At 64.9% G+C, this 25,988-nt stretch carries 26 protein-coding genes; 10 read left to right on the forward strand and 16 right to left on the reverse strand.

Translation table 11 applies throughout. The features are described from left to right. Positions 1-15: 15 nt before the first annotated feature. Both AB0J47_RS06915 and AB0J47_RS06920 read right to left on the reverse strand, forming a co-directional pair. A complete protein-coding gene (locus tag AB0J47_RS06915; RefSeq protein ID WP_364341998.1) occupies positions 16-720 on the reverse strand; it encodes a PIG-L deacetylase family protein in 705 nt (234 codons plus the stop codon). Between the two features lie 119 nt (positions 721-839). Beyond that, complete coding sequence (locus AB0J47_RS06920) at positions 840-1,013, reverse strand: hypothetical protein (protein ID WP_169811369.1); 174 nt, start codon at positions 1,011-1,013, stop codon at positions 840-842. A gap of 269 nt (positions 1,014-1,282) precedes the next feature. Here AB0J47_RS06920 and AB0J47_RS06925 point away from each other — a divergent pair, with 269 nt between their 5' ends. The 5 genes from AB0J47_RS06925 to AB0J47_RS06945 all read left to right on the forward strand — a co-directional run bounded on the left by AB0J47_RS06925 (position 1,283) and on the right by AB0J47_RS06945 (position 9,056). Next, positions 1,283-2,386: a hypothetical protein gene (locus AB0J47_RS06925; RefSeq protein ID WP_364341430.1), complete on the forward strand. Its 1,104-nt coding sequence runs from the start codon at positions 1,283-1,285 to the stop codon at positions 2,384-2,386. Positions 2,387-3,016: 630 nt separating this feature from the next. Continuing rightward, complete coding sequence (locus AB0J47_RS06930; protein ID WP_364341432.1) at positions 3,017-4,504, forward strand: NAD(P)/FAD-dependent oxidoreductase; 1,488 nt, start codon at positions 3,017-3,019, stop codon at positions 4,502-4,504. Between the two features lie 40 nt (positions 4,505-4,544). Next, on the forward strand, positions 4,545-6,263 hold the full coding sequence (locus tag AB0J47_RS06935; protein ID WP_364341434.1) for a 3-deoxy-7-phosphoheptulonate synthase: 1,719 nt from the start codon (positions 4,545-4,547) through the stop codon (positions 6,261-6,263). A 35-nt stretch (positions 6,264-6,298) separates the two neighbouring features. After that, entirely contained in the window at positions 6,299-7,534 is a 1,236-nt protein-coding gene (locus tag AB0J47_RS06940; protein ID WP_364341436.1) for a cation:proton antiporter, read from the forward strand. Positions 7,535-7,787: 253 nt separating this feature from the next. Beyond that, the gene (locus tag AB0J47_RS06945; protein WP_364342000.1) at positions 7,788-9,056 is read left to right on the forward strand and encodes a cytochrome P450; all 1,269 of its coding nucleotides are present in this window, start codon (positions 7,788-7,790) and stop codon (positions 9,054-9,056) included. Positions 9,057-9,128: 72 nt separating this feature from the next. Here AB0J47_RS06945 and AB0J47_RS06950 read toward each other — a convergent pair whose 3' ends face one another. The 5 genes from AB0J47_RS06950 to AB0J47_RS06970 form a co-directional block, all read right to left on the reverse strand. After that, the gene (locus tag AB0J47_RS06950; RefSeq protein ID WP_364342002.1) at positions 9,129-10,319 is read right to left on the reverse strand and encodes a cytochrome P450; all 1,191 of its coding nucleotides are present in this window, start codon (positions 10,317-10,319) and stop codon (positions 9,129-9,131) included. A gap of 428 nt (positions 10,320-10,747) precedes the next feature. Next, a complete protein-coding gene (locus AB0J47_RS06955) occupies positions 10,748-11,614 on the reverse strand; it encodes a hypothetical protein (protein ID WP_364341438.1) in 867 nt (288 codons plus the stop codon). A 93-nt stretch (positions 11,615-11,707) separates the two neighbouring features. Further along, positions 11,708-12,469, reverse strand: a complete 762-nt coding sequence (locus AB0J47_RS06960) for a DUF4239 domain-containing protein (RefSeq protein WP_364341440.1) — start codon at positions 12,467-12,469, stop codon at positions 11,708-11,710. Positions 12,470-12,640: 171 nt separating this feature from the next. Then, on the reverse strand, positions 12,641-13,753 hold the full coding sequence (locus tag AB0J47_RS06965; RefSeq protein WP_364341442.1) for a beta-propeller fold lactonase family protein: 1,113 nt from the start codon (positions 13,751-13,753) through the stop codon (positions 12,641-12,643). Positions 13,754-13,773: 20 nt separating this feature from the next. Then, complete coding sequence (locus AB0J47_RS06970; protein WP_364341444.1) at positions 13,774-15,159, reverse strand: MFS transporter; 1,386 nt, start codon at positions 15,157-15,159, stop codon at positions 13,774-13,776. 262 nt (positions 15,160-15,421) lie between these two features. On the opposite strand from AB0J47_RS06970, the gene kdgD reads away from it, so the two are divergent. Together kdgD and AB0J47_RS06980 are read left to right on the forward strand one after the other, a co-directional pair. Further along, positions 15,422-16,336, forward strand: coding sequence for a 5-dehydro-4-deoxyglucarate dehydratase (gene kdgD, locus AB0J47_RS06975; RefSeq protein ID WP_364341446.1), 915 nt, complete (start codon positions 15,422-15,424; stop codon positions 16,334-16,336). A gap of 18 nt (positions 16,337-16,354) precedes the next feature. After that, positions 16,355-17,488: a mandelate racemase/muconate lactonizing enzyme family protein gene (locus AB0J47_RS06980; RefSeq protein WP_364341448.1), complete on the forward strand. Its 1,134-nt coding sequence runs from the start codon at positions 16,355-16,357 to the stop codon at positions 17,486-17,488. A 102-nt stretch (positions 17,489-17,590) separates the two neighbouring features. Here AB0J47_RS06980 and AB0J47_RS06985 read toward each other — a convergent pair whose 3' ends face one another. From AB0J47_RS06985 to pgsA, 8 genes are all read right to left on the reverse strand, one after another. After that, complete coding sequence (locus AB0J47_RS06985; RefSeq protein WP_364341450.1) at positions 17,591-18,034, reverse strand: SRPBCC domain-containing protein; 444 nt, start codon at positions 18,032-18,034, stop codon at positions 17,591-17,593. A 29-nt stretch (positions 18,035-18,063) separates the two neighbouring features. Beyond that, complete coding sequence (locus AB0J47_RS06990; protein ID WP_364341452.1) at positions 18,064-18,408, reverse strand: metalloregulator ArsR/SmtB family transcription factor; 345 nt, start codon at positions 18,406-18,408, stop codon at positions 18,064-18,066. Further along, positions 18,405-18,854: an SRPBCC family protein gene (locus tag AB0J47_RS06995; protein WP_364341454.1), complete on the reverse strand. Its 450-nt coding sequence runs from the start codon at positions 18,852-18,854 to the stop codon at positions 18,405-18,407. The genes AB0J47_RS06990 and AB0J47_RS06995 overlap by 4 nt, the downstream gene beginning before the upstream one ends. Positions 18,855-19,383: 529 nt before the next feature. After that, positions 19,384-20,274 (reverse strand): hypothetical protein, encoded by an 891-nt coding sequence (locus AB0J47_RS07000; RefSeq protein ID WP_364341456.1) that lies wholly within the window; start codon positions 20,272-20,274, stop codon positions 19,384-19,386. Positions 20,275-20,424: 150 nt separating this feature from the next. Then, the gene (gene pspA, locus AB0J47_RS07005; protein ID WP_364341458.1) at positions 20,425-21,255 is read right to left on the reverse strand and encodes a phage shock protein PspA; all 831 of its coding nucleotides are present in this window, start codon (positions 21,253-21,255) and stop codon (positions 20,425-20,427) included. 202 nt (positions 21,256-21,457) lie between these two features. Continuing rightward, on the reverse strand, positions 21,458-21,895 hold the full coding sequence (locus tag AB0J47_RS07010; RefSeq protein ID WP_364341460.1) for a helix-turn-helix transcriptional regulator: 438 nt from the start codon (positions 21,893-21,895) through the stop codon (positions 21,458-21,460). Positions 21,896-22,063: 168 nt separating this feature from the next. Continuing rightward, the gene (locus AB0J47_RS07015; RefSeq protein ID WP_364341462.1) at positions 22,064-22,558 is read right to left on the reverse strand and encodes a CinA family protein; all 495 of its coding nucleotides are present in this window, start codon (positions 22,556-22,558) and stop codon (positions 22,064-22,066) included. Next, positions 22,555-23,211 carry a CDP-diacylglycerol--glycerol-3-phosphate 3-phosphatidyltransferase gene (gene pgsA, locus AB0J47_RS07020; protein ID WP_364341465.1) on the reverse strand — a complete coding sequence of 219 codons (657 nt, stop codon included), beginning with the start codon at positions 23,209-23,211 and terminating at the stop codon, positions 22,555-22,557. Before pgsA ends, AB0J47_RS07015 begins: the two co-directional genes overlap by 4 nt. Positions 23,212-23,444: 233 nt before the next feature. Between pgsA and AB0J47_RS07025 the strand changes: the two genes are divergently transcribed. From AB0J47_RS07025 to AB0J47_RS07035, 3 genes are all read left to right on the forward strand, one after another. Continuing rightward, positions 23,445-24,011: an amino-acid N-acetyltransferase gene (locus tag AB0J47_RS07025; RefSeq protein ID WP_364341467.1), complete on the forward strand. Its 567-nt coding sequence runs from the start codon at positions 23,445-23,447 to the stop codon at positions 24,009-24,011. 16 nt (positions 24,012-24,027) lie between these two features. Continuing rightward, complete coding sequence (locus AB0J47_RS07030; protein WP_364341469.1) at positions 24,028-24,312, forward strand: YciI family protein; 285 nt, start codon at positions 24,028-24,030, stop codon at positions 24,310-24,312. Positions 24,313-24,427: 115 nt separating this feature from the next. Beyond that, a complete protein-coding gene (locus tag AB0J47_RS07035; protein ID WP_364341471.1) occupies positions 24,428-24,967 on the forward strand; it encodes a hypothetical protein in 540 nt (179 codons plus the stop codon). Here the strand turns inward: AB0J47_RS07035 and AB0J47_RS07040 are convergent. After that, the gene (locus AB0J47_RS07040; RefSeq protein WP_364341473.1) at positions 24,964-25,965 is read right to left on the reverse strand and encodes a TerC family protein; all 1,002 of its coding nucleotides are present in this window, start codon (positions 25,963-25,965) and stop codon (positions 24,964-24,966) included. The two genes, AB0J47_RS07035 and AB0J47_RS07040, sit on opposite strands and share 4 nt — an antisense overlap. Between the last annotated feature and the right edge of the window lie 23 nt (positions 25,966-25,988).

Consider the following 25,988-nt stretch of genomic DNA (forward strand, 5'->3'; position numbering starts at 1 on the left):
CTTCGATCACAGCGGTCAGCCGAAGTGGTAGAGCTCGAAGCCGACCGCGCGCGCGGCCGAAAATCCGGACTTCGGGGCGGTCGCCATGTCGATGACCGCGCGCACCTGGTCCGCGACCGGCTCGGGACTGAGCGCCTCGAGGTAGCGGCGGTGCTCGGCCAATGACGCGGCGGCTTGTTCGATGGTGTCGGTGACGTCGACGGCGTGCGTGGCGCTCGGTCCAACCACCGCAGCCAGCCGGGGCGACCACGGAGTTTCGGTGAGATCCGGAAATATCCACTCGTTGCCCGCATCGGATACGGCATCGAGGGCGGCGCGGCCGACCGCGCGATGGTCGGCGCTATTGGCGTAGCCGGGAGCCCAGGTATCGCCGAAATTGAACAGCACGACGAATTCCGGACGATGACGGCGGATCGCGGCGGCCAGGTCGCGGCGCAGCGCCAGGGTTTCCTCGACGCGGCCGTCCGGATAGCCGAGGAATTCCACCTCGTGCACCCCCACCACCTTGGCGGCGGCGATCTCCTCGGACTCGCGCAGCGGTCCGGCCTCGCTGGGGGCCATACCCGCGATGCCGGCTTCGCCAGAGGTGACCAGGACATAGCGAATGTCCTTGCCCTGTCCCGTCCAGCGCGCCACCGCGGCGGCCGCGCCGTATTCGATATCGTCCGGATGCGCCACGATGACGAGACCGCGCTGCCAATCCTCGGGAACCTGCTCCACAGGGGTCATTCAAGCAGATGTTCGAACGTGGGTAGGCCGCGCGCCGTCCGCGGCGGACGGCGCACGGCCTACCTCTCGAAACCGCGGCGCCCGAGTCCCGGCGGGCCCGCGGGCCGACGCTACAGCTTGCTCACGGTGGAGTTGTCCGAGCCCGCGACCGCCTTGTACAGCAGGTACAGCCCGAAGACGACCGCGCTGATCACCAGAATCGGAAACAGCCCCTTGATCAACGCACCGATGATGGCGAGCGCGATCCAGACGACCGCTACGACACCGATGATTTTCCACAACATGCCAGCCTCCAGAAGGTCTCGGGCGAACCGCCATCCGACGATCCGACACCTCGATACTGGCAGCGGGGCGCTGATAAATCACCAGCTCAGCACCGATATCCGGGTGAAGATCAGGGTTCACCCTGAGCTCTGCTCAGTATCCTGACAGCCCGTCCGATTTCCGAATTCGCCAAGTGCGACAACGGAAAACGTCGAAGTTGTCGGCTCCGCGCACCTGCGCCACTATTGGCTGACCGCTCGCATGTATTTCGAACCTTAAGGGACCAGTTATGACCAGGTACGCACACTATGTCGGCAGTCTTCCAGCGGACCTGATGACGGGCGATCAAGCTGTCCTGCAATGGTTTGCCGATCGCACGGCAGGCTCGCCGGTTACCGCTTTGCCATGCGATCTCGACCCCGACTGGATCATCGACTACCTGCGGACACGAAAGCAGCATTCCGATGTCTTCGAGATCGTCGAGGAAGGCGGGTTCGCCGACTACAGCGACTTCCCCAGCTACGGCCTCCAGTCTGGCCGCAAGCTGGAAACACAGCATGTTTCGATGGACCGGGTCGAGCGCATTGATGCGGTAGTGGCGGCCTTCGAGTCATTGCAGCGCGAACGACCGGAATTAGCCGAGACAAGAGTTCAGATAAGCCTGCCGAATCCACTCGATCTCGCAATGTTTACATTCGCGGGCGCAGCCGTATCCGGTGGGCTGCCGGTCGGAAAGGCATTGCGGCACTTCGATCTCACGGTCGCCGCGTTGCGGCAGCTGCCCGTGTTCGCCGAAGCGATGGTGCAGGAGGTATCGGAGGTAGTCGCTCGTCACGGCGACCGGATCAGCTGGCAGCTGGAGTCCCCGCTCGCACTGTTGAGCATGGTCAAAGCGACGCAACTGGGTTCGCGGTGGGCGCTGGCCCCGCTGGTGGCGCGTCAGCTCGCCGGCGTCCTCGGACGGCTGCACGAGATCGGTGCGGAAACCACCGTGCACCTGTGCTACGGCGACTATCAGCACAAGAGCCTGCTGGCCCCACGCAGTCTGGCTCCCGCGGTCAGTCTGCTCAATCGCACTGCGCGACTGCTGGATCGGCAAGGAGCGCCACTGCCCCCAGTGCATATTCCGTGCGCGTACGGCGCCGAGCCCGCACCGCTGGATCCCCGCTTCTACGCTCCCCTGCGATCACTCGCCACCGACTGGCGCGTGATCGCAGGTGTGGTTTCCACGGATTCGGTCGAGAACAGCGACAGCGCGCGTGCGCTTTTCGAGGCGGCGTTGGGGCGCGATGCTTTCGGCGTTGCCACCGCGTGCGGACTCGGGCGATGCACTCCCGAGGTCGCCCGGCACGCCGCCGAGGCCACCGTCGAGGTCGCGCGGGCCGGAGCATAACCGCCCGATCGAACGTCGCGATCAGCCGACGCGGGTGCGCACTTGACAGTTCGCACCCACGTTGCTGGCCCCTTCATCCGGCAAATGGCTTCCACCACAGCGGAATCCGCGCATTGATCGCTGCGCAAGGATCGCCAACCGCAGAAATCAACTTTGCGAACGCCTCGCGCGGACCTGGTTTGGGCTTTACTCTGAATTTGCCGAAAGAGCGGGGTGATGCCAAACGACACCGAACAGCCTCGCCTGTCATACCCAGGTGACTCCCTCCGATCGCGGCGCACGATCTCGACGAAAAGTGCTGCGCTGACATGCATTCGCGGACACCGCGCCGCCGCATCCGACACCCGCCCAGTTGTGCTTTGTAAGGGCGGGCCGGCGAGAAGGTCCGATTCGCGGTATTGGCTACCCTTCAGACACCGTTTACCACCGATTGCCTGAGACCTCCAAATCGACTCCGGCGGTTGATGATTCGACTGTTGCGGCTACAATCTGACGAGGGCGTCGCCACGGATGGCTAACTGACGGCGACGCCCGGTCCGGGTTGATCCACCACCGTGGGACCGGAGTTGGTTCGGTTGCTGATGTGGGCGCACAGTCCACGTCGGCGTCCGCTGTTCCAAGGAGTGTGAAATGGCGAACGATCCGCATGTCCTCGTTGTCGGTGGCGGCCCAGCGGGGTCGACAACCGCAGCTCTGCTGGCTCGAGCAGGAATCCGTGTGACGCTTCTGGAACGAGATACGTTCCCGCGGTATCACATCGGTGAGTCGATGCTCGCATCATGCCTTTCGACACTGCGTCTTTCCGGCGCGTTCGACAAGGTCGCGGCGCATGGCTTCCAGATCAAGCGGGGCGGCTATTTCCAGTGGCAGAACGATAACTGGCTGTTGGACTGGTCCCAGCTCGTCGATGCCGAAGCCTGGTCCTACCAGGTCGAGCGAGACGCATTCGACGATATTCTGCTGCGCAACGCGGCCGAACAAGGCGCGCAGGTGATCGAGAACGCCAATGTCGAGAACGTGATTTTCGACGGTGACCGCCCGGTAGCCGTGGAATGGACCGGCCCCGGTGACAGCGGCACTCGGACCACGGAATTCGATTTTCTCGTCGACGCGTCTGGACGATACGGCCTGCTGGCCAAGCGGCGCTTCAACATGCGTCGGCAGCACCCTGCCTTCCGCAATGTCGCGGTCTGGTCGTATTGGGAAGGCGCGCACCTGCACCCGGACAGCCCGGAAGGCGCGATCAATGTCGTGTCCACCCCCGAGGGCGGCTGGTTCTGGCATATCCCCCTGTCCAACGGCCGATTCAGCGTCGGCTACGTGGTTTCCGCGCGCAAGGCGGGCGAGCGACTACGCGAGCAAGGTCGAGACGCCTACTACCTCAACACGATTCGCGACAGCAAGGCGATGAGCGCATTGCTCGAAGGCGCGCAGCAGGTCGCCGAGGTCAAGGCCGAGCAGGACTACTCCTATGTGTCGGATCGGTTCAGCGGTCCGGGCTATGCCCTCGTCGGCGACTCGGCGGCCTTCCTCGATCCGCTGCTGTCCACCGGCGTGCATCTGGCGACCTACGGCGGACTCGTCGCCGCGGCCGCGATCGCGACCACCCTGCGTGGCGAAATGAGCGAAACCGACGCGATGGCCTTCTACGAGCACACTGCCCGACGGGCCTACTCACGGTTCCTCGTGTTGGTCTCGCGTATGTACGAACAGTACATCGGTTCCGACGAATACTTCTCGCACGCAGACAAGCTCACCGAGACACACGAAGGCGACACCCCCGAGGTGTCGTTCACCCGGATCATGGCCGGACTCACCGATGTGGACGAATCCTCGGGAGAGCAACAGCTCACCCCGACCGACACCATCGCCGCCGAACTCACCGAGACCGAAAAGCTGCACGCGGACTCGGCGAACCTCGAATACATGGGCCATCTGGACATGTCGGTCGTCTGGGACCACTGGCGTGACCCGCTGGCGGACACGGTGCTCAACGATGTGCGGATCACCACCGAGCCGGTACTCGGCCTGACCACGCGGCCCCGCGACGCCGCCGAGGTCGAGGCCGTCGCGCGGCCGGTGCTCCCCCCGAAGGCGGCCGACGTCCCCGTACTCTAGTTCCGGCCTTCGTGAAAACCACAGCGCGAAGCCGGTCACTATGACGATCACGCGCTCCGACCCCGAACCACCGGGCGATTCCTCGGTCGGTGGTTCGGGCCCCCGGACAGCCATGCAACAGATCGCGCGCTTCGGCCATCCGATCACCCGGCGGCTGCTGGCCACCGACGGCTTCACCCAGCCCAGACTCGAGGCCATCCTCGGCACGGATCTCCAGGTGCGGGTGCTGCGCCAGGACGAACTCGTGGCCGAGCAGCTACCCGCCACCGTCTCCGAGGCATTGCGGTTGGCCGGTCCCGACCGCGTCATCGTCCGTCGCTCGTGTCTGATCAATGCCGACATGGTGACCGCATCGGTAAACTATGTTGTCGCCGTGAGTGGGCCGGCGACCGCGGCCGGCACGGACGATCTGCACGTGCCTATCGGACGCGGCTTGGTTTCTCGGGGTCTATCCCAGCGGCGACTAGTGCTGCGGGCGGGCGTCACGAGATGGCCCGATGGTCGCCTCTGCGCGTTCAAGGCGTACGTCATCATGCTCGGAGAGCATCAGCCGCTGTGCTATATCCGTGAGATATTCAATCCCAGCTTTGTGCCACCGGAGCATGCCGCCGTCTCGGATGAAGATCTGAGTTGGGCCGATGAGCCGGATTACTCCCGATCACAACCGGCCCACCCCTCGACAGTGCGCCGGGGTGGCTGCGATGCCGAGTCACCGCGCACCGACGGACAGTGTTCGCGCCCCCTGCCCGTGCTGGTCCATCCGCGCGAATCCGACTCGCTCACCACCGATTTGGCCGCCGCAGCGCGCGGGCAGGCATTCGTAGTACATCTCAGCGCCCGCACTTCCGCAGCCCTCGATGCCGCGACGCTGCCCGCCCGCCGTGCGCTGGCAATCTGTGCTGCCGCCGTGCTGAAGCACGGACTCGATTTACCGATCGTGACCATCGGCCAATTGCATACGAACAGCGAACCATGCAGAACACCAACCGATTTCGAGACCTCGGCGGGCGATCAGGAATACCACAGGGCCGCGGCACAGCTGGAATATTGGCGCGTCGCTAACCCGCCCATCGCACTCTGCACACAGATGCTGCGCGGCGCTGCGGACCGCTACCAGGCGTCAGTGGTGCGCGATCTGCTGATCGAGGTAGCCGCGATGCTCCCGATCGCGGCAAGCGCGCCCACAGCCTCCCGTGAACTGTACAGTTCCATCGCGCCCCTGCATATCTCGCGCACCGTCCGGGCCTGCGAGTCGGATGCGACTCGACCTCAGCTGACCCGGCACGAGTGGGACCGTTCGACCCAACTGCTGTGGATCGGCGACCGAAACCACGAATTCACCTCCCAGCACCTGTCTTTCGCCGCCCGGGTCCGCAACCCGCTGGCGGTAACCCTCGGACCGACCGCGACGCCGGACGATGTCGAATTCCTGTGCCGATATCTCAATCCTATGCGTCGGCCCGGTCGGCTCACGCTCATTCCGGCGTTGTCCGGCACCCGTACCGCCGACGCACTGCCCGCATTGTTCGAGGCGGCCACCCGGTGCGGTACCCCGGTGAGCTGGATGTGCGATCCGATGCATGCCGACGATCCCGCCGCCGCGATCCACACCTACGTCAGCGCCTGCCGGACCACGGGCACCGCACCGGCCGGCCTGCACCTGGACTGCGAACCCCGAAGCCGCCTCGGCACCGGACTCGATACCGGACGGGCATTGCACTGTGTCATCACCACACTGAGCGCGATGTGGGCAAGCTGATCGGCGCACGCCCGTCGAATCGCGAGGAGAAGTAAGTGCAAAGTAGTCAAATCGTTGTGGTCCTAATGGATCTCGCCCTCATCATGGCAGCCGCTCGGATCTTGGGGTGGCTGGCCGAACGTGTCGGCCAGCCCGCGGTGATCGGCGAGATCACCGCCGGAATACTCGCGGGCCCGACCGTGTTGGGGCCGCATCTTTCGGACATGCTGTTCCCGCACGAGGTCCGCTCGTATCTGACCCTGCTCGCCAATGTGGGCGTCGCCGTATTCATGTTCGTCGCCGGGTTGGAACTCGACCGCGGCGTATTCTCGGGCAGCCGACGCTCGATTCCGGCGGTATCGGTCGCCGCCTACGCCGTGCCGTTCGTCTTGGGCTGCGGCATCGCCGCGACCGCGCTCGCCCGCCACCGAACCGGTGACCTACCGAGCTTCACGCTGTTCATCGGCTGTGCCCTCGCGGTGACCGCATTTCCGGTGCTGGCCCGGATCCTGCACGATCGTGGGCTGACGCGCACCGGAATCGGTCAGCTCAGCCTCGCCTGTGCGGCGCTGGTCGACATCTTCGCCTGGACGGCGCTGGCCGTCGTGCTGGCCGTCGCGCACCCTGGAACGGGCAGCCAGTGGCGACTGGCGCTGCTGGTGCCGGTGGTGGTGGTGACGTGGTGGGTCGTGCGCCCGGCATTGGCGCGGATCGCCGTGGCGGGCACCGAGCAGACGATGATCGTGATCGGTGTCGGCGGCGCGCTGTTGCTCGGCGCGATAACCGAATGGATCGGACTGCATTTGATATTCGGTGCGTTCGCCTTCGGTGTGGTGTTCCCACGCGCGCGACGCGAAGCGGTCGAATCCGGCGCCCGGATTCTGAGCTTGGTGCTGCTGCCCGGATTCTTCGTCGTGGCCGGACTCGCGGTCGATCTCGGGGCGATCGACCGTGCCGCCGTCGGCGAGTTGGTAGTGATCATGGTGGTGGCCGTCACAGGGAAGCTCGGCAGTGTTTATCTAGCCGGGCGACTGACCGGTCTGACATCGCGATCAGCAGCGGCGTTGGCGGCGTTGCTGAACACCCGCGGCCTGACCGAACTCGTCATACTCAACGTGGGGCTCAGTACGGGACTCATTGGCCCACAGCTATATTCGATACTGGTAGTAATGGCTTTGGTGACAACGGCGATGACAGCGCCGCTACTGCGGCTGATCGGTGTCCACGAAACGCCACGGGGCGATTCAGCCACCCCGATCAACCGCTTACCCGTCGGCGGCCCGATCGAATAGTCGTCGACGACACGCTCTAACCAACCGGCTGGCAACCAGGTTCCCCGGGCGTCGTGGCCTGCCCGTTGCTATGTTGCTAGCGTGGGCGAGTCGCCAGGTTCCGGAAAGGTCCTAGGAAGGGTGTGTCGTTTCGAATACTCGACGACGCACCGCTGACCTCGGTCGAGGAATCTGCCCGCGCTCATTGATTCAGTCTTTGTCGAATTCTGTTCCACCGTTTGGAGTAACGTCTTTGACCACACCGCATACCCCCATGTCCGATCCGCATACCGGCACGACCGGAGTTTGCCCCGTGCAGCACGGCTCATCGAGCACTACCGGTGAGCGGATTCCGCTGTATACACCGGAGTTCGTCGCCGATCCGCACCACGCCTATGAAGAGATGCGGCGTAAGTACGGCACGCTGGTTCCGATCGAGTTGGCCCCCGGAGTGCCGGCCACCCTCGTGATCGGCTACGCGACCGCCGTGCGAATCCTCAACGACCCCACCCACTTCCCCGCCGATCCCCGCGTCTGGCAGAAGACCGTCCCCGAGGACTGCCCGGTGCGGCCGATGATGGCCTGGCTCCCGGCCGCACGTAACAACGACGGACCTACCCACGCCCGCTATCGCGATGCCTCGGTCGCGAGCATCGACGGAATCGATGTGCACGGACTGCCTTCGACCATCGAGCAGATCGCCATCCCGCTGATCAACACCTTCTGCAAGGCCGGAAACGCCAATCTGGTTACCCAGTACGCATTTCCGCTTGTCCTCGGTGTCCTGAACCAAATCGTCGGCTGCCCACCCGATATCGGGCAGCGCGTCGCGAGCGGCATGGCGGCGCGCTTCGACACCGTCCGCAGCGCCCAGGGCATGGCGATGCTCAAAGAGGCACTACTGGAGCTGATCCAGCTCAAACGCGACCATCCCGGCGACGACGTCACCTCACGGCTGGCACACCACCCGGCCGCCATGGACGACATAGAAATCTTCGCCCAGCTGATGAGCTTCTACGGCGCCGGATTCGAAGCACAGCGCAACCTGATCACGAACGCCCTGCTGCTGATGATCACCGACGACCGGTTCAAGTGCGCGGATGTCCTCGGACGAAACCTGTCGACGATCACCGCGATCGACGAAGTTCTGTTCAACGACCCGCCCATGGCGAACTTCTGCACAACCTATCCGCGCCAGCCGATCATGGTCGACGATATCTGGCTGCCCGCGGACCAACCGGTCGTCATCAGCCTCACCGGCTGCAATAACGACCCGGAGATCCGCGGCGACGCAGACGCCGACGGAAGACGTCTCGGCAATCGCTCACACCTGGCGTGGAGCGCCGGGCCGCACGCCTGCCCGGCCAAAGGTGTTGCGTACCTGACGGTTCAGTACGCCATCGATCAGCTCTTCGACGCACTGCCCGATATCCAGCTCGGGGTGCACCCGGATCAGCTGATCTGGCGGCCCGGTCCGTTCCACCGTGCGATGGCGGCATTCCCGGTCGTTTTCACACCGTCCGCGCCGATGAAACTCATGTAGGTCTCGGCGTCCGCTGGCGGGCCGAGATCGTCGACGGTGCGGCGATCTCGGCCCTCGGCTCGGCAGGGGTTCTCAGAGAGGCGGGAACTCCGGGAACGGAGCGGACTTCGGAAAGACGACCGGCAGCGCGGTCAACGCGCGGTGGAACGGCCCGGTGCGCCAGCCGAGTTCGGCAGCCGGACCGGCCAACTCGATTTCGGGCAGGGCATCGAGCAGTTGATCTATCGCGTCCTGGGCGATCAGGTAGGCGGCATCCTGTGCCGGGCACATATGTGGTCCGGCGCTGAAGGCCAGATGCGAACGATTGCCATCGCGCTCGACCCCGTCGACCGCATTGACGGAGGGATCGCTGTTGCACGCGGCCATGCTGATGACGACCGGCTGGTGGGCGGGCAACCACACACCATTGAGCAGAATCGGTTGCCGGGGATAGGAAATGCAGTAGTTCGCCAACGGCGGGTCGGTGAACAGCACTTCGTCCAGCGCATCGCGGGTCGACAGACTACCGCTGTGCATGCCCGCGGCGAATCGATCGTCGGTCAACATCAGTCGCAACGCGTTGCCGATGAGGTGGACCAGCGGTTCGACCCCGATCGCGTAATGCGTCACCAACTGCTGGATCACCTCCTCATCGGTCAAACCGCTCGGGTGACGCATCAATCGAGTCGTGATGTCGTCACCCGGCTCCTCCCGCTTGCGATCGACGTGCACCCGTAGCGCCTCGTGCAGCATTCGGTCGCCCGCACCGACCTCGGCTCCGGCATCGAACATGGCATCCACCGCCGCCGCGACCCGCGCGCCGATATCCGAGTCGACGCCCAGCATGGTGTTCACCGCGGTGAACACAAGAGGAAAAACGTAGCGTTGCAACACATCAGCGTGTCCGTCGGCACAGAACTCGTTGATCAGCGGGATCGCGATCTGTTCGATCACAGCGTGCATGCCGAGCAGATCGACGTCATTGATCGCCGCGCTGGCGGACTCGCGATAGCGCTTATGTTCCTGCCCGTCGGTGCGCAGGGCGTTCTCCCGCCGCCTCATCATGCCGAGTACCGGGCAGTCCGCTGGGATGTTCCGCTCCCACGTCCGGGGATCCGCCGGGAAGTGGTCCGGATCGGTCAGGATGCGGATCGCGGTGTAGTAGCCGGTCACCAGCGTGGCCGGTACGCCCGGGGCGAGATCCACCGGCACCAGCGAACCGAACTTCTCGCGCATCTCCCCGTAGACCCGGTGCGGGTCGGCGGCGAATTCGGGGGTGTACATCACGATGCGCGGACCGGCCCCGAAGCCCGGTGAGCCGCCGACCGAGGAGCGTGATTCCGGTGGGTGATGCGTGTGCGTTGTCACAGATGAACTCCGACCTTTTGAAAACTAAAGAACCTTGACAATCGAGCGGACCCAGCACTGACCTCAGTTACGTCACAGCGGCGAGCTTCGGCAGGTAGATGAACAACGGGTTACGAACAAACTGCTCGCACGACTTCAGTCGCGCCGATCTGCCCCATGTGGGCAGCACGTGTGGTGCGGATCACGAGTTCCATGCCGGTGCCCATGATCCAAATCCGTTGCCCCAGACCAGTTCTTGAGTGTCCGCCGTTATGATAGCCACCGCTCATGAGACGCGCAGCCCCAACAGCCGTTCGTGCAAGCATTCGCCCGGGTTCAGCGGATCAGGGCTGCGCCCGCGGGAGTCATTCGGCTCGCCGGTTGCGACCTACAGCAACCTTGCGGACCACGGTCAGGACCGTGACAACCATGACCGTCACCAGCTCCAGCAGGTTCCAGGCGATCGGATTCTCCGGGGCGGATTCGGCCGCCGCAGGCGCTGGTCGGTGCGGGGTGGTGCGGATCGGCGTTTCCGGCGCGAGCGCGGGTGCGGGCGGGGGGAATTCAGGTGGGGCAACCAGCGCTGCCGGTGCGGGTATCGCGGGCGCAGGCGGCGGTGGGCCGAGTTGTAGGGGGATGCCGGGCGGAGCCGGCTCTGGTACCGGGAGCAGGAGCAGACAGGTCAGCAGCGCGCTTCCGGTCATCGCGCTGCCGACCACGACACTGCCGAGCCCGGATCCGCTCGAACCGACGGAACCGGTGCCGATCAAACCGGAGCCGGTTACGCCACTGCCGGTTACGCCACTGCCGGTCATCAGACCGAGCAGTATTGTCGCGCTTCCGATTACGGCACTGCCGGTGCAGGCGGATTGGACGCTGCCCGGGTCGAGGCCGAGCGACTCACCCGCTCCGGCCGTCGCATCCGCGCGCCCGCCGGCGGGTGGGTCATCGGCGCCGTTGTCGATGCCGCCTGTGCCGGTCGCCGCGCTGCCCTGCCTCGTATTACCCGACATCGCTGTCCCCGGAGTCGCGCTGCCGGTGACGAAGCCCCTGGGTTCGAGATCCAAGACGCCGCCGTAGGAGCTGCTCCCGGAATCCGCAGCCGCACTCCCGGTCCCGGTCGCGTCGACGGCAGCGCTTCCGGTGGCGATATCACCGATGGCCGGCCACTCGGGCCCGGTAGAATCCGCCGCCGCGGGCCCACCCATGAACAACGGAACCGCTGTTGCCACGGCCAACCCCACTGTGGCCCTTCGTCTTTGCACAACAAACGTCATGTTGCCGATACCCCGTCCGTCGCAGCTCCGCAAGTCTCGAGCGGTCTGTCAGGTGATGTGGTCGTAGCGGGACATGGCGAATTCGAAGGCGTCCTTCGGGACACTGTTTCCGCCGGAGAACGGCCGGTCGAGGTTGTAGATCGCCAGCACCGCCGTGCCGACGACGATGCCGAGCAGCGCGGTCATCAGCAGACTGCGCTTGGTGACCTCCACACCCGACAGCACCGCGTTACACAGCAGCAGGACCGTCCCGAACCACAAAGCCGCGTAAAGGAATACGGGCATCTGGTAACTCGCGTCCATGGCCCGGTCCTGGCGCGCCTCGGCAGCCGCGTCGAGGCTGGCCATGGCACTCGTGCGCAGATCCGCGACGTCCGGATCCGTCGAATTGATCGAGGCGACGGCATCGCGCAGACTGTCGAAGGTGTCCTGCGTGGGCTGACTCAGCCGCCGGTCCGCCTGCATGACCGGCCATTCCCGGGTGAGGACCTGATCGGTGTAATCCCGTACCAGACCTTGGATCCGGCGATGCTCCTGATCCGGCATGGAATGCGCGGTCCAATACGTATCCACCAGCGCCTTCGCCTCGGCAATGGTGTGATTGTGCGCGTTGTCGTACTCCTGCCAACAGATCACCACCACGAAGGCGACCACCGCCAGAAAGAGCGTGTTGATCAATTCCAGTACGAGGGACCCGGCCGCTTCCTCCTCGGTCGACACCCACGAATCCGGCCGCAGCCGATCTCCGATCACGAAGATGGCCACCGCGATGATCGCCGCAAGGACGGGCACGATGAATATCAACAGCATATGGCGACGCACCTCCCGAAACACACCGACCAGATCCGCACCGCTGATGCTCGTCCAGGGCGAGCATCAGCGGCGTCGATCAACTGTTATTCGGTGCAGAGACCCGGATGGATGGTGTGTCCCAACACATTCCGCGTTCGCGGGACGGAATGTCGGTGGAGGTGCTGCCACTCAGGGCATATCGATAATCTCGACCCAGTTCGGATCACGACCGAGGTCGAGATGTGTACCCGGGGTAAGCGTGCCGGTGGCCGGGTCGATCGTGTAGCGGGTGATCGCATTGGACTTCTCGCCCGCGGCTATCAGATAGCGGCCGCGCGGATCAATAGCGAACCCGCGGGGCTGTGCCTCGGTCGGCGTTGATCCGATCGGCGTCAATGCGCCGGTGGCATCGGCCACCCGAAAACCCTTGATCGTGCTGGAGGTTCGCTCGGCGACATAGAGATAGCGGCCGTCGGGCGTGATGTGCAGATCCGAGGTAGCGGGTGCGCCGCCAGCGAAATCGGGCGGCAGTACCGAATCCGAGTGCTGCAGGGTGAGCGTGCCGTGGTCGGGATCGAAGCGGTAGGTGTTGACCGTTCCGTCCAGTTCGTTGGTGGCGTAGACGTAGCGGCCGTTCGGATGAAAGAGCAAGTGCCGTGGACCCGCGCCCGGTTTCGTTGCGATCGATGCCGGTTCGTTCGGTGTCAGTCGTCCGATGCTCTCGTCGAAGCGGTACTGCAGGATGACATCACCGCCGAGTACGGCCGCGAACACATACCGGTTGGACGGATCAGCGACGATCGAATGGGCATGCGGCGGTGTCGCGATCACCTGGAGCGGCTCCGCCGAAATCCGGCCCGATGGATCTATCGCATTCACGGAGATCTTGTCCCCGGCATAGGAGGCGCCGAACAGGTAGCGTCCGGTCCGGTCCGTCGAGAGGTAGGCCATATTGTCCGGGAGTGCGACGATCGGTGTCGGCTGCAATTTCCCTGTCGCCGAATCTATTCCGAATGCCGCCACCGAATACGGTGCCGATCGCAGTGATGCGTACAGAATGCGGTGGTCGCGGCTGGTCGTCAGTGGCATTACCTTGCCCGGCACCGCAACCGTGTCCACCGAGGTGATCGCACCGGTAGCATTGTCGAGCCGGAGCACCGAAATCTCGGCGCTGTCGGCATTCGATACGTAGACGATCGTCGTGGGATCGGCCGCGGCGGGACGGTCCGCGGCGCATCCGGCGAGGGCTGCCGCCAGCAGGATTCCGGCGCTACCGAATGCGCTGCGATATCTGATGGTCATGGGGCACTTCCGATTTCGGTTCAGGCGTCGAATTCGATACGTCGGATGGTGCCCATCCCGATGAGGGCGACTACGGCGAGCAACCCGTGTGCCGATACGAACCACAGCGCGGTATTGAACGAGCCGGTCGAAGAAACCAGATAGCCGATGACGATCGGGGTGACAATGCCCGCGATATTGCCGAAGGCATTCATGGTGGAGCTCACGAAGCTGACCGCCTGCGTCGGTGCGATATCGGTGGTGATCGCCCAGCCGAGGGAACCGATGCCCTTGCCGAAGAATGCCACGGTCAGGATCGCCACGATCACCGTGGTGCTATCGCTGAAGTTGGACAGCGCGATAAGAGTGGCGAGCAACATGCCCGCGGCCGCCGGGATTTTGCGCGCCGCCGTCAGCGATCGTCCGCGACGCAATAGGGCGTCGGACACGATGCCGCCCACCAGACCGCCGATGAAGGCCGCCAATGCAGGCAGTGCGGCGACGAATCCGACGTGCACCAGCGACAGGCCGCGGCCTTTGTTCAGATAGATCGGGAACCAGGTGATGAAGAAGTAGGTCAGTGCGTTGACCGCGTACTGGAAGACATAGACGCCCCACAGCGGCCGGGTGGAGAAGACGCGCACGAGCATGCGCCGATCGAGTCGCTTGCGCTGAGTCGCGTTCTCGCCCTTGGTCGTATCGAGGTCGACCAGTGCGCCACCGGCGACGATCGTATCGAGTTCGGCCGGGGTGACGCGGCGGTGCGCGCGCGGCGGATACAGCCAGCGCCACCAGAGCACCGCCAAACTGAAGCCGAGCACGCCGAGCAATACGAATACCCAGCGCCAGCCGAATTGATTTGTGACCCAGGCCATTATTGGGGCGAACATCACGGTCGCGAAATACTGCGCCGAATTGAAAACCGCTGTCGCCCGGCCACGTTCGGCGGTCGGGAACCACATGGTCGACACCCGCGCATTGCCCGGAAATGCCGGGGATTCGAATACGCCGAGCAGCAATCGCAACCCGAATACGAGCGACAATGCGACCAGCACCGGGGTGGTGATCAGACCGACCAGGCTGGTGGCCGCGGTGACCAGCGTCCACAATGCCAGGCTCGCCGCATAGACCCGTCGTGCACCGAATCTGTCGAGCAGCATCCCGCCGGGTAATTGCGCGACGACATAGGCCCAGCTGAATGCCGAGAAGATGTAGCCGAGCTGGATGGTGGAAAATCCGAGATCCGCCCGTACTGCGCTGCCGGTGATCGATAGGCTGCTGCGATCGGCGTAATTGACGGCGGTGATGATGAACAACAGCCCGAGCACCAGATAGCGCGTGGGAATGCGACGACCCGGCCGCTGTTCGGTGGGCGCCACCACGGCGCGGGCGCCGCCATCGGCGGGCATACTCTCACGTTTCAACATCACTGTCCTCCTGTGACCGGCCGGTGTGCGCCGGATCACCCTGCAATGGGTGTGAAAGGAGGCTAAAGGGCCGAAGCGATACCCGTCGAACACCAATTCGGTATTGAGCGATACCCAAACGAGAGGGTGCTGGTCTTACACCGCACAGCCTGATCTGATGCCATTCGAGTATCGGTCGATTTCCAAACAGTGTTGGACCGGCATCGTGCGCCGGACCTAATCTCCAGAGAAATCAGAAGTTTCCGTTGCCAGGAGGATATCCGTGTCGCAGCTATCCGCCGAGGAATTGGGACCCGCGCTAGGGCGCGGATTGCTCTCGTTCCCGGTCACCCATTTCGACGCCGAACTCGACTTCGACGAGCGGGCCTATCGGGATCACATCGGCTGGCTGTCCCGATACGAGGTCGCGGGCCTGTTCGCGGCGGGCGGCACGGGCGAAGGCTTTGCGCTGACCAGCGCGGAGATCGATCGCGTGGTGCGCGCCGCGGTTGCCGAGACCGCCGGACGGGTGCCGGTGATCGCGCCCGCGACAGCGGGCACCAGGATGGCGGTGGAACAGGCACGCGCGGCCGAGGCGGCTGGCGCGGATGGAATCCTACTGATGCCTCCTTATCTTGTGGAAGCCTCGCCGGACGGCTTGGTCGAACATGTGGCCCAAGTGTGTGCGGCGACCTCGCTCGGGGTGATCTTCTACAGCCGCGCCAATGCCGCCTGCGATGACGTGACGGTCGCCCGGATGGCCGAGCGCAGCCCGAACCTCATCGGTTTCAAAGACGGCGTCGGCAATATCGAGTCGATGACGCGGATCTACGCCAGAATGGGCGACCGACTGACCTACATCGGCGGCCTGCCCACCGCGGAAACCTTCGCGCTCCCCTACACCGAAATGGGTGTGACCACCTATTCCTCGGCGATCTTCAATTTCGCCCCCGAGTTCGCCCTCGATTTCTATCGGGCGGTCCGCGCCCGTGATCGCGCCACCGTCTACACGCACCTGCGCGATTTCGTCATCCCGTACCTCGACATCCGCGACCGTCGACCCGGCTACGCGGTATCGATCATCAAGGCCGGTCTCACCGCGGGCGGCAGACCCTCCAGCCGGGTTCGCCCGCCGCTCACCGACCTCACCGAGGCCGAACTCACCGAGCTCACCACCCTCGTGAAGACGATCGCCTGACCCCAGAAGGACCCCACTATGGACTCACCCATCCTCGACCGGATCACCAGCGTCAAGATCTCCTCGGTGACCGTGCCCCTGCCCACCGGGATCAGCGATGCGAAGGTGCTGACCGGTCGACAGAAACCCATGACCGAAGTCGCCGTGCTCTTCGCCGAGATCACCACCGAAGCCGGACTCGAAGGCATCGGCATCAGCTACTCCAAACGTGCGGGCGGGCCGGGACAGTTCGCACATGCCCGCGAGATCGCGCCCGTGCTGCTCGGTGAGGACCCCAGCGATATCGCCAAGATCTGGGACAAGCTCATGTGGGCGGGTGCGTCGGTCGGTCGCAGCGGGCTGTCGGTGCAGGCGATCGCCGCCTTCGATGTCGCGCTGTGGGATCTGAAGGCCAAGCGTGCCGGGTTGCCGCTGGCGAAACTGCTGGGCGCCCACCGTGATTCGGTGCGCTGCTACAACACCTCCGGCGGGTTCCTGCACGCACCGATCGAAGAGGTCCTCGACCGTGCCACGGAATCGTTGGAACACGGTATCGGCGGCATCAAAATCAAGGTCGGGCATCCCGACCACGCAGTGGATCTCACGCGCCTCACCGCGGTGCGCGAGAAGCTCGGCGACCGGGTGCCGTTGATGGTCGACGCCAACCAGCAGTGGGACCGCCCGACCGCCCGCCGCATGTGCCGAGCATTCGAACCTTTCGGGTTGGTGTGGATCGAAGAACCCCTCGACGCCTACGACTTCGACGGCCACGCCCAACTCAGCGCCACCTTCGACACCGCGATCGCCACCGGCGAAATGCTCACCAGCGTCGCCGAACACAGCCAACTCATCACTGCCCGCGGCGCGGATATCGTGCAACCGGACGCACCGCGCGTCGGCGGCATCACCCAGTTCCTGAAGGTAATGGCCCTCGCCGACAGCCAAAACCTGCAACTGGCACCACATTTCGCGATGGAAATCCACATCCACCTCGCCGCCGCCTACCCCCGCGAGCCCTGGGTCGAACACTTCGAATGGTTCGACTCCCTCTTCAACGAACGCCTGGAAATCGCCGACGGCCGCATGCACCTGTCATCCCGCCCCGGCCTCGGCATCACCATCAGCGACCAAGCCCGCGCCTGGACAACCGCCGAACACACCATCCACTCCTGACCGCCCCGGGGCTGGTCAGATGATCACCATGCGCTGTGGCGGCATTCGCCGCGAGACCACTGCACCAGCGCATGGTGATCGCCCGTCCATTCGCCTGTTACGTCAGTTCCAGTTGTCGATCTTGACGTCGTGCGGATCGGGCGCGCCTTTTCCGGTCTCCACCAATGACTTCAGGCTCAGCAGGAAGACCGCCCACTTGGTGCTGCAGTGGTGCATGAATTCCACCGGCTCCTTCCAGCCTTCGTGCTTGAAAAGCACGACTGCGTAGTCGTCAACCTGCTCGAGGTTCCAATCCACGTGGGTGCCGACCCACTCTTCGGGGCCCTCTACGGCCTCCCAGCGCACGCGCTTGGCAGGGTCGAGCTCGAGGACCTCCATATCGAATCCGCCGGCGTCGAAACGGAATTGGAGCACGCCGCCGATGTCATTGCCTTTGCCCTTGGTGTTGGTCGCCCACCAACCGGCGAGCCCCTCGACGGTGGTCAGGGCCGTATAGACCTCGGCCGTCGACGCTTTGATCGCGACGCGGTGCAGGATATCCACCATTTTCGAATCCTCTTTCCAGTGTTGGATGTTCACTTCTGCTGATCTTTTGTGCGCTGAATCGCCTCGGCGATTCGCTTGATACGCCGGAGCCTGGCGTCCCAAGCCGCCCCGACCGTGGACAACTGCGCTACCGCGCGGGCAAGTTGCGCCTCGTCCACCCGATACCTCCGTTCCCGCCCCGCGGGCGTGGCGTGCACCAGACCGACGCGGTCGAGCACGCCCAGATGTTTCGCGATGGCCTGCCGTGTCACCGGCAGTTGCTCACTGAGGCTGGTGGCCGTGCCATCACCGGCCGCCAAAAGCAGGTCGAGCATCCGCCGCCGGGTCGGATCCCCGACCGCGGACCACAGATCGTCGTCGACGGGCGTAGTCACGGGGTCGACACCAGCCGCGCGATGTACTCGCCGAGTTGCGGAATGAACCTGTCCCAACCGGAGGCGTGGTCCTGATATGTCTCCTCCAACTTCGCAGCCTCCCAACCCATCTCGCGAAACCCGGTCTCGGTGAGCCGAATCCTGGTGCCCGCGCCCGCCGGGGTGAGCTCGAAGGTGACCAGCAGCGAGTCGGCGAGGTCGGTCGAGCCCTCCGGATAGCACCAGCGGAACGAGAACAGCCGCGGCCGCTCGACGGTCACCACGGTGATCGGAGCGACATGTTCCCGGTCGCCGAAGACCAGCTCACCGGACGCGCCGGGAGTCACCTGGAAATCGGCCGCGTCGGACCACCATTCCGAGATGTGTTCGGGACTGCTGACCACCTCGAAGACCACCTCGGGCGAGGCGTCGACGTGGATCTCGCGTTCGATGCTGCCGAACTCCATATGCTTTCTCCATTCGCAACGTTTGGTTGCACAGAACGCTAGCCCACCATCCGCAATCACGCAACCATCGGTTGCATGTTGGTCGATCAGGTCTGGGACGGCAGAAACCCTCGCACTACAATCACCCGTGGTCAGCAGAGGTTTCGGCGGTTACTCATACTTTCACCCGCGTTTGGCCTCCGGTCGGCAGTGCCCACGAAGAGGGTGCGCGGCGAGCAGGGTGGCGAGCATCCGATGCTGGGCACCGCCCGCAGATGCTGCGGATATTCGTCGAGTATCGCCAAGTCGGCGGCGAAGTGCAGCCGCAGCCGGGCCATGTAGTCGGCCCCCGTCGTTAGTGATCATCTGCGCTGCGGCGGAAGTACCATCACTCGCCCTCACCTCGGCAACTGTCGCAGGAGACAACTCTCGCCCCCGCCCAGCATCTACGGCAGTACACCGTCCCTCGGCCAGCAACTGCGGCAGTAGCACTATCCCCCGCCCCCGCGACTACGGCAGAGGCGGTATCGTCCCGCTCCGAGCTCGCTCGCTAGATCCCCTGCGGGGGAAGGGAAGTCGGGATGTGCTGATCCGCAACCTCGGTGAGGGCCTGTGCCCACCCGTCGAGGCGATCGGCGGCATCGCGCAGGTCGGCGACGATGGTGTCGAAGTTGTGCCGTAGCAAGGCAGTTTCGGGAACCGCGAGAATACGCCCCGCAGCGGCGACCACCTGTTCGTATTCGGCGACGCCACTATCGAGGCGGCCGAGCGCGAATTGCATATTCTCGGTGAGGCCAACGGCGGCAACAGATTTCGAGTGCCCCATGGCTCCGAGTGCCTGTTCCATCGCGGAGATATCGGCGGCCAGCGCGTGTAGCGCGGCCGCGCCGGAACCCGCGGTTTCGATCATGTCGGCGAGTTCGTCCTCGGGCAGTCGGTTCGAGCGGGCGATCTGCGTGCCGAGGCCGTGTAGCGCCTTTTCTGCCCGGACCAAGCGAGAAATCGGCCCGCGCGCGCAGGACCACGGCGGTGGCTGCTTGCGCGGTACGAAGGCTGCCCGCGGCAGCGGGGCGCTGCGCAATTGGAGATAGCGGCGGGCGCTCAGCGCGGTGCCGGTGACCAACGCCACCGCTCCGCCGCCGACCACCACTACCGCCCATACCGGTGCCGAAATCACCATCAGCCCAACGGTTCCCGCAGTAGTGAGACCTCCGACCGTGCCGAGTTGGAAGCTGCGGCGGCGAGCCCGGCGGCGCTTACGCAATTCCCGCTCGCGCGGATCCGCCCAGCGCCGCACCGCCACCAGCGCATGTTCGCCCACCTCGCGCAGACTGTCGGGCAGACTCCCCGGCTGTGGCGCGAGCACCGCCTGTGCGCGCACCAGCGCAGCACCGCGACGACGACCGCCCTTACCTTGTTCGCGAGGTCCCTGCGGGCTCATCGTTCTCCTCCAGGGCAGGCGTTCCGCGCGACCCGCGGTGGCCGGACAGGCAGGGCCCGAGCATGACCGACGGCCGACCCGCCAGGTACCCGTGCCATGTCTTCCACCGAACAAGTCCTCGCCGAACTGTATTTATTTCGAACTACGCGCCTACTGCTGCGCGGTCTGACCCTTGTTCATCTGCGGCTGCGGCTGCGCCGGATTCGCCTGCGCCGCACCCGGATTGATAGCGGTGGCACCGCCGGCGGGCAGCGCATCGCCACGCATCGAGGCGCGGATCTGCTCCAGCTTGCTGTGTCCGGCCATCTGGACGCTGGCCTGCTGCACCTCGAGCATCCGGCCCTGCACCGAATTGCCGGCCAGTTCGGCGGCACCCAGCGCATTCGCGTAGCGGCGCTCGATCTTCTCGCGCACGGCATCCAAACTCGGCGTGGTACCAGGCGCGGACAGCGTCGAATCCATCCGCTGCAGCGATGCCGAGACCTGCTCCTGCATCTTGGCCTGCTCCAGCTGGCTGAGCAGCTTCGTGCGCTCGGCGACCTTCTGCTGCAACAGCATCGCGTTCTGCTCGACCGCCTTCTTGGCCTGCGCGGCCGCCTGCAGCGACTGGTCGTGCAGCACCTTGAGGTCCTCGACAGCCTGTTCGGCGGTGACCAACTGCGCGGCGAATGCCTCGGCGGCGTTGGTGTACTGGATCGCCTTCTCGGTATCGCCGGCCGCAGCGGCCTGATCAGCCAGCATGACAGCCTGGCGCGTATTGGCATTGAGCTTCTCGACATCGTCGAGCTGACGGTTCAGCTTCATCTCCAGCTGACGCTGGTTGCCGATGACCGATGCGGCCTGCTGCGAGAGGGCCTGGTGCTGACGCTGAGCTTCCTCGATAGCCTGCTGAATCTGGACCTTCGGATCCGCATGCTCTTCGATCTTCGAATCGAAGAGGGCCATCAGGTATTTCCAGGCCTTGACGAACGGATTAGCCATCGATTGATCCCGCCTCCATAAGATGCGCCGCGCTTTACCGCGACTCTAGTGCGCGACCGTCACGCACCCGATATGTGCCTATCCTCCACCATGTGGCACCCGGGCCGGGCGAACCCGGCCCATCCGACGCCTAGTACAGAATCTATCCGCTTTCGGCACAGGTTCGCAGCGTCGGCCGCGGGCGCCACCTCTCGTCTATTGATCAGTTGCTTTTCACCAGGACCAGCATGTCCGCCTTGGGCGCCGGAATGACGATCCGGGTCTCCTCGGCGATCTGCGGCCGGGGTTCAGCCACCGACATCGTGGCGGTCGCGGGCTCCGGCGCGGCCTCGGCGGGCTCGGCCGCTGCGGTCCGCTCCGCCTCTGGGGCGTCGACGGTCTGGGCGGGCGCCTCGGCAGGCAGGCCGTCGGCACCGGCCATGATCGTGCTCACATCCCAGAGCACCCGCGACAGCGGCACATCCAGGGCCGCGCAGATGGCGGCGAGTAGTTCGCTGGAGGCCTCCTTGCGACCCCGCTCGACCTCCGACAGATATCCCAGGCTCACGCGCGCCGAGGTGGAGACCTCACGCAGGGTCCGGCTCTGGGCGAGACGAGCACGCCGCAGACTGTCCCCGATCGCCTCTCGCAGCAGCGTCATGTCGTTCTCCTTAGCTCCCAGTAACCGGGTCCGCGGGCGCCTACCAGCGCTGCGCACGCCGTCCTTTCTGGCACAACGTCGAGCAGGGACCGGTTGGTTCCCACAGTGGCAAACCAGATGCCGAAGCACCCAGCTAGCTGACCCTTTCGAGCGACCTGCAAGCAGTCGCTAACGGCCGCCTCCCACGATACGACGCAACTCCCGCACCGCGCTGTGCGTAGCGCCGATTCGGATCGCCCACCGGCCCCCGTCCAGTTTCAACCGCATGACCTCGGTATGCCCAGGCCCGGCCACACCCAGGAAGACTGTGCCGACGGCATGCCCACCCTGGGATTCAGGTCCGGCGACGCCGGTCAATCCGACACCCCAGTCCGCATCACAGCGCAGCCGCGCACCGACGGCCAACTCTTCGGCGGTGCTCGCGGCCACCGGACCTTCGGTCGCGAGCACTTCGTCACTGACACCGGCGAGGCTGTGTTTAAGTTCCGTCGCATAGACGATCAGCCCGCCGCGCAGCACCGCACTCGCACCCGGCACCCCTGCAATGGTCGCCGCGAGCAGCCCCGCGGTCAGCGATTCCGCGGTTGCCACGGTCTGCCCGGCGGCACCGAGCTCGCGCACCAATTCGACGACCGGCGCTCCGGCTGTCAGCGGATCGGTCATGCGCCGCGCGCCCGGCCCGAACCTCCCGCGAGCCACAGCCGCGCCGCCTGCCCCACATAGTCGAGGCCGGTAATGACCGTCAGCGCGACAGCCACATACATCAGCGCCATACCAGCGGTGGCGAATCCGCCATGCAGCGGCAACAGCAGAACCGCGATCGCGACGGACTGCACCAGCGTCTTCAACTTGCCGCCGCGTCCGGCCGGAATCACCCCGCGCCGCACCACCACCAGCCGCAGCAGCGTGATCCCGATCTCACGACCGCAGATGACCAGGGTGATCCACCAGGCCAGATCGCCCAGCATGGAAAGTCCGATCACCGCCGAACCGATCAGCGCCTTATCCGCGATCGGATCGGCGAGTTTGCCGAAATCGGTGACCAGACCATATTTGCGTGCCAATTGCCCATCGAAGCGATCGGTGATCGCGGCGATGCCGAACAAAGCGGCGGCAGCGATCCGCCAGCCAGTCTGGTGGCCGCCGCCCACGAACAGCGCGAGCACGAACAGCGGAACCAACGCGATGCGCAGCATGGTCAGCACATTCGCGATATTCATCAGCGGTACGACCGGATCCGCCTGGGCGTGCGCGAATCCGGCACGGGGCGCGGGTTCGACCCAGCGTCGATCTATCTCTTCGGGCTGCACGCTCACGCCTCCGCCTCGCTGGCGCTCGGCTCCGGCGCGTGCGTGCACGGCTGCGACATGGTTCGCTCGCTACGCTCCCGCACGGCCCCCGCCCCACTGGCGCTCAGCTCCCGCGCGCAGGCCACAAAACCCACCGCCACGAGGCTCGGACGCATGCCGACGCGATGCGGTGAGCGGAGCGGGTGGATGTGCGGCACACGTTCAGAGTATCGGTAACCGGGCCGACTACTGTGCACCCCATGACCTCTCGGGGACCACTTGGTGGTTCGACTAGCGACGCGCATCCGGGCGCGGCACCTGCCGCGAACAAATCTGTCCCTGTCGTGCGACGCGCCCGAACCTCCGATGTGCCCCAGATCAAGGCCCTCGTCGATGAATACGCCGGTCGGATTCTGCTGGAGAAGAACCTGGTCACGCTCTACGAGGCGGTGCAGGAATTCTGGGTGGCCGAACTCGACGGCCGGGTGGTCGGCTGCGGTGCGCTGCATGTGCTGTGGGCCGACCTCGGCGAGGTGCGCACGGTCGCGGTGCATCCCGATGTCAAGGGGCACGGTGTCGGGCGGCTCATCGTGGAGCGGCTGGTCACAGTGGCCAGGGAACTCGAACTGGGACGGCTGTTCGTACTCACTTTCGAGGTGGACTTCTTCGGCAGGCACGGGTTCGTGGAAATCGACGGGACACCGGTGACCGCCGAGGTGTACGCGGAGATGTGCCGGACCTTCGATCCCGGCGTCGCCGAATTCCTCGACCTCAGCTATGTGAAACCGAACACCCTCGGCAATACTCGAATGCTGCTGAACCTCTGACCAGAACGGATCGATCGTGCCCATCTTCGCCGTGCATTACACCTATTCCGACGCCACCGTCGAGGCGCGCGACACCTTCCGCCCGGAACATCGGGCCTGGCTCAACGGTCTGATCGATGCGGGTTCGCTGCTGACCAGCGGTCCCTACCCGGACGGATCCGGCGCCCTGCTGCTGTTCCAGGTGGCGGACGAGGCGAGCATCGAGGATCTGCTGCCACAGGATCCGTTCGCCCGCGAAAACCTCATCGACGACGTGCGCGCGGTCGAGTGGCTGCCCGTGATGGGCACATTCGCTTCCTGACCGATCGGGCTGACCGCCGCGTGTCCCCGCTCAACCCTCGGCGGTCAGCAAACTTACGGCGACACGCCGCGCCAGGTGCGGGCGAATCCGAGCCCGCCGACGCAGACTCCCCCGTATGCGCATATCCGTCGCGATTTTCGCGTCGATGTCGGTCGCAGGCCTCGCACTCACTACCTGCTCGACGGCCACCGATTTCGACAAAACGGCAAACTTGGCTGCCGGGGATCGTCCCTTGCTACGACCAGGTGTGGTCGACGAGTCGATATACCGCGCCGCCGATGGCTACTACTTTCGAACAGCGGACGGCGGCATCGCCTGCGGCTTCCTCGATGAGCCGTTCGGACAGCCGAAACGACCGGTTGGTTGCCAGGGCACGACCCAACCCACCCCACCGACAATGCAAGCCTGCTGGGGCAGCGACCCGAGCGCGGCCGCCCTCGCGGTCGGCGAGAGCGCCGGATATCTCTGTGTGAACCGGGGCTTCTTCGTCGGAACCACATCCGGCGCGGATGCCGACGGGCCGGTGCTGCCGGTCGGGTCGAGCCTGAGCATGTACGGCTTCACCTGCCGGGCCCAGCCCGTCGGGGTGACCTGCCGCAATGACGCGACCGGCCGCGGCTTCGAGATCGCGCCCGAATACAACCGAGTGTTCTAATCGCCGATCCGGCTCTCGACCGACCGGGCCGCACCACGGGTTTTGATCAGGCTCGCCACGGTCGCGATGAGCAGAATCCCGATGATCACGCTCAGCGAGACGGGCGTGGAAATATCCGGTACCTCGACGTGCCGACCACCGTTGACGAAAGACAGGGTGTTCTCGTGCAATGCGTGCAGCACCAGTTTGACGCCGATGAACGCGAGAATCGCCGAAAGGCCATAGGACAGGTAGACCAGGCGATCCAGCAGGCCGCCGATGAGGAAGTACAGCTGCCGTAAACCCATGAGCGCGAAGGCGTTCGCGGTGAACACGATGTAGGGCTGCTCGGTCAGACCGTAGATGGCGGGGATGGAGTCCAGCGCGAACAGCAGATCCGCGAAGCCGATTGCCAATAGCGCCAACAGTAATGGGGTGACTGCGCGCCGACCGCCGATCCGGGTCAGCAGTTTGTCGCCGTCGTATTCATCGGTGGTCGGAAGCACTCGTTTGGCCAGCGCTACGATCCGGCTGTCGCGCTTCTCCTCCTGCTCTACCTCGTGTCCGCTCTCGCGCAATAGTTTCACGGCCGTATAAACCAGGAACAGACCGAACAGATAGAACACCCAACTGAACGCACTGATCGCGGCCGCGCCGACGGCAATGAACACCCCGCGCATGACCAGCGCCAGCACAATGCCGATCAGCAGGACCTTCTGCTGGTAGATCCGCGGCACCGCGAAGCTCGACATGATGATGACGAAGATGAACAGGTTGTCCACCGACAGGGCCTTCTCGGTGACGAAGCCCGCGTAGTACTCGCCCGCGAAGGTCGCGTCCCACTTCCAGGCGACGAAACCACCGAATACCAGGGCCAAGCCGATGTAGATCGTCGACCAGATGCCGGATTCCTTGAAACTCGGATCGTGTGGTGTGCGGACGTGGGCGAAGAAGTCGAAGACGAACAGACCCAGGATCATCGCGATCGTCAGGGTCCACTCGAGTGCGGTTACGTGCATGCGGGCTCCGGGGCGGCTGGGCG

The organism is Nocardia sp. NPDC049737 (genome assembly GCF_040674755.1).
In the GTDB taxonomy this organism is placed as follows: Bacteria; Actinomycetota; Actinomycetes; order Mycobacteriales; family Mycobacteriaceae; genus Nocardia.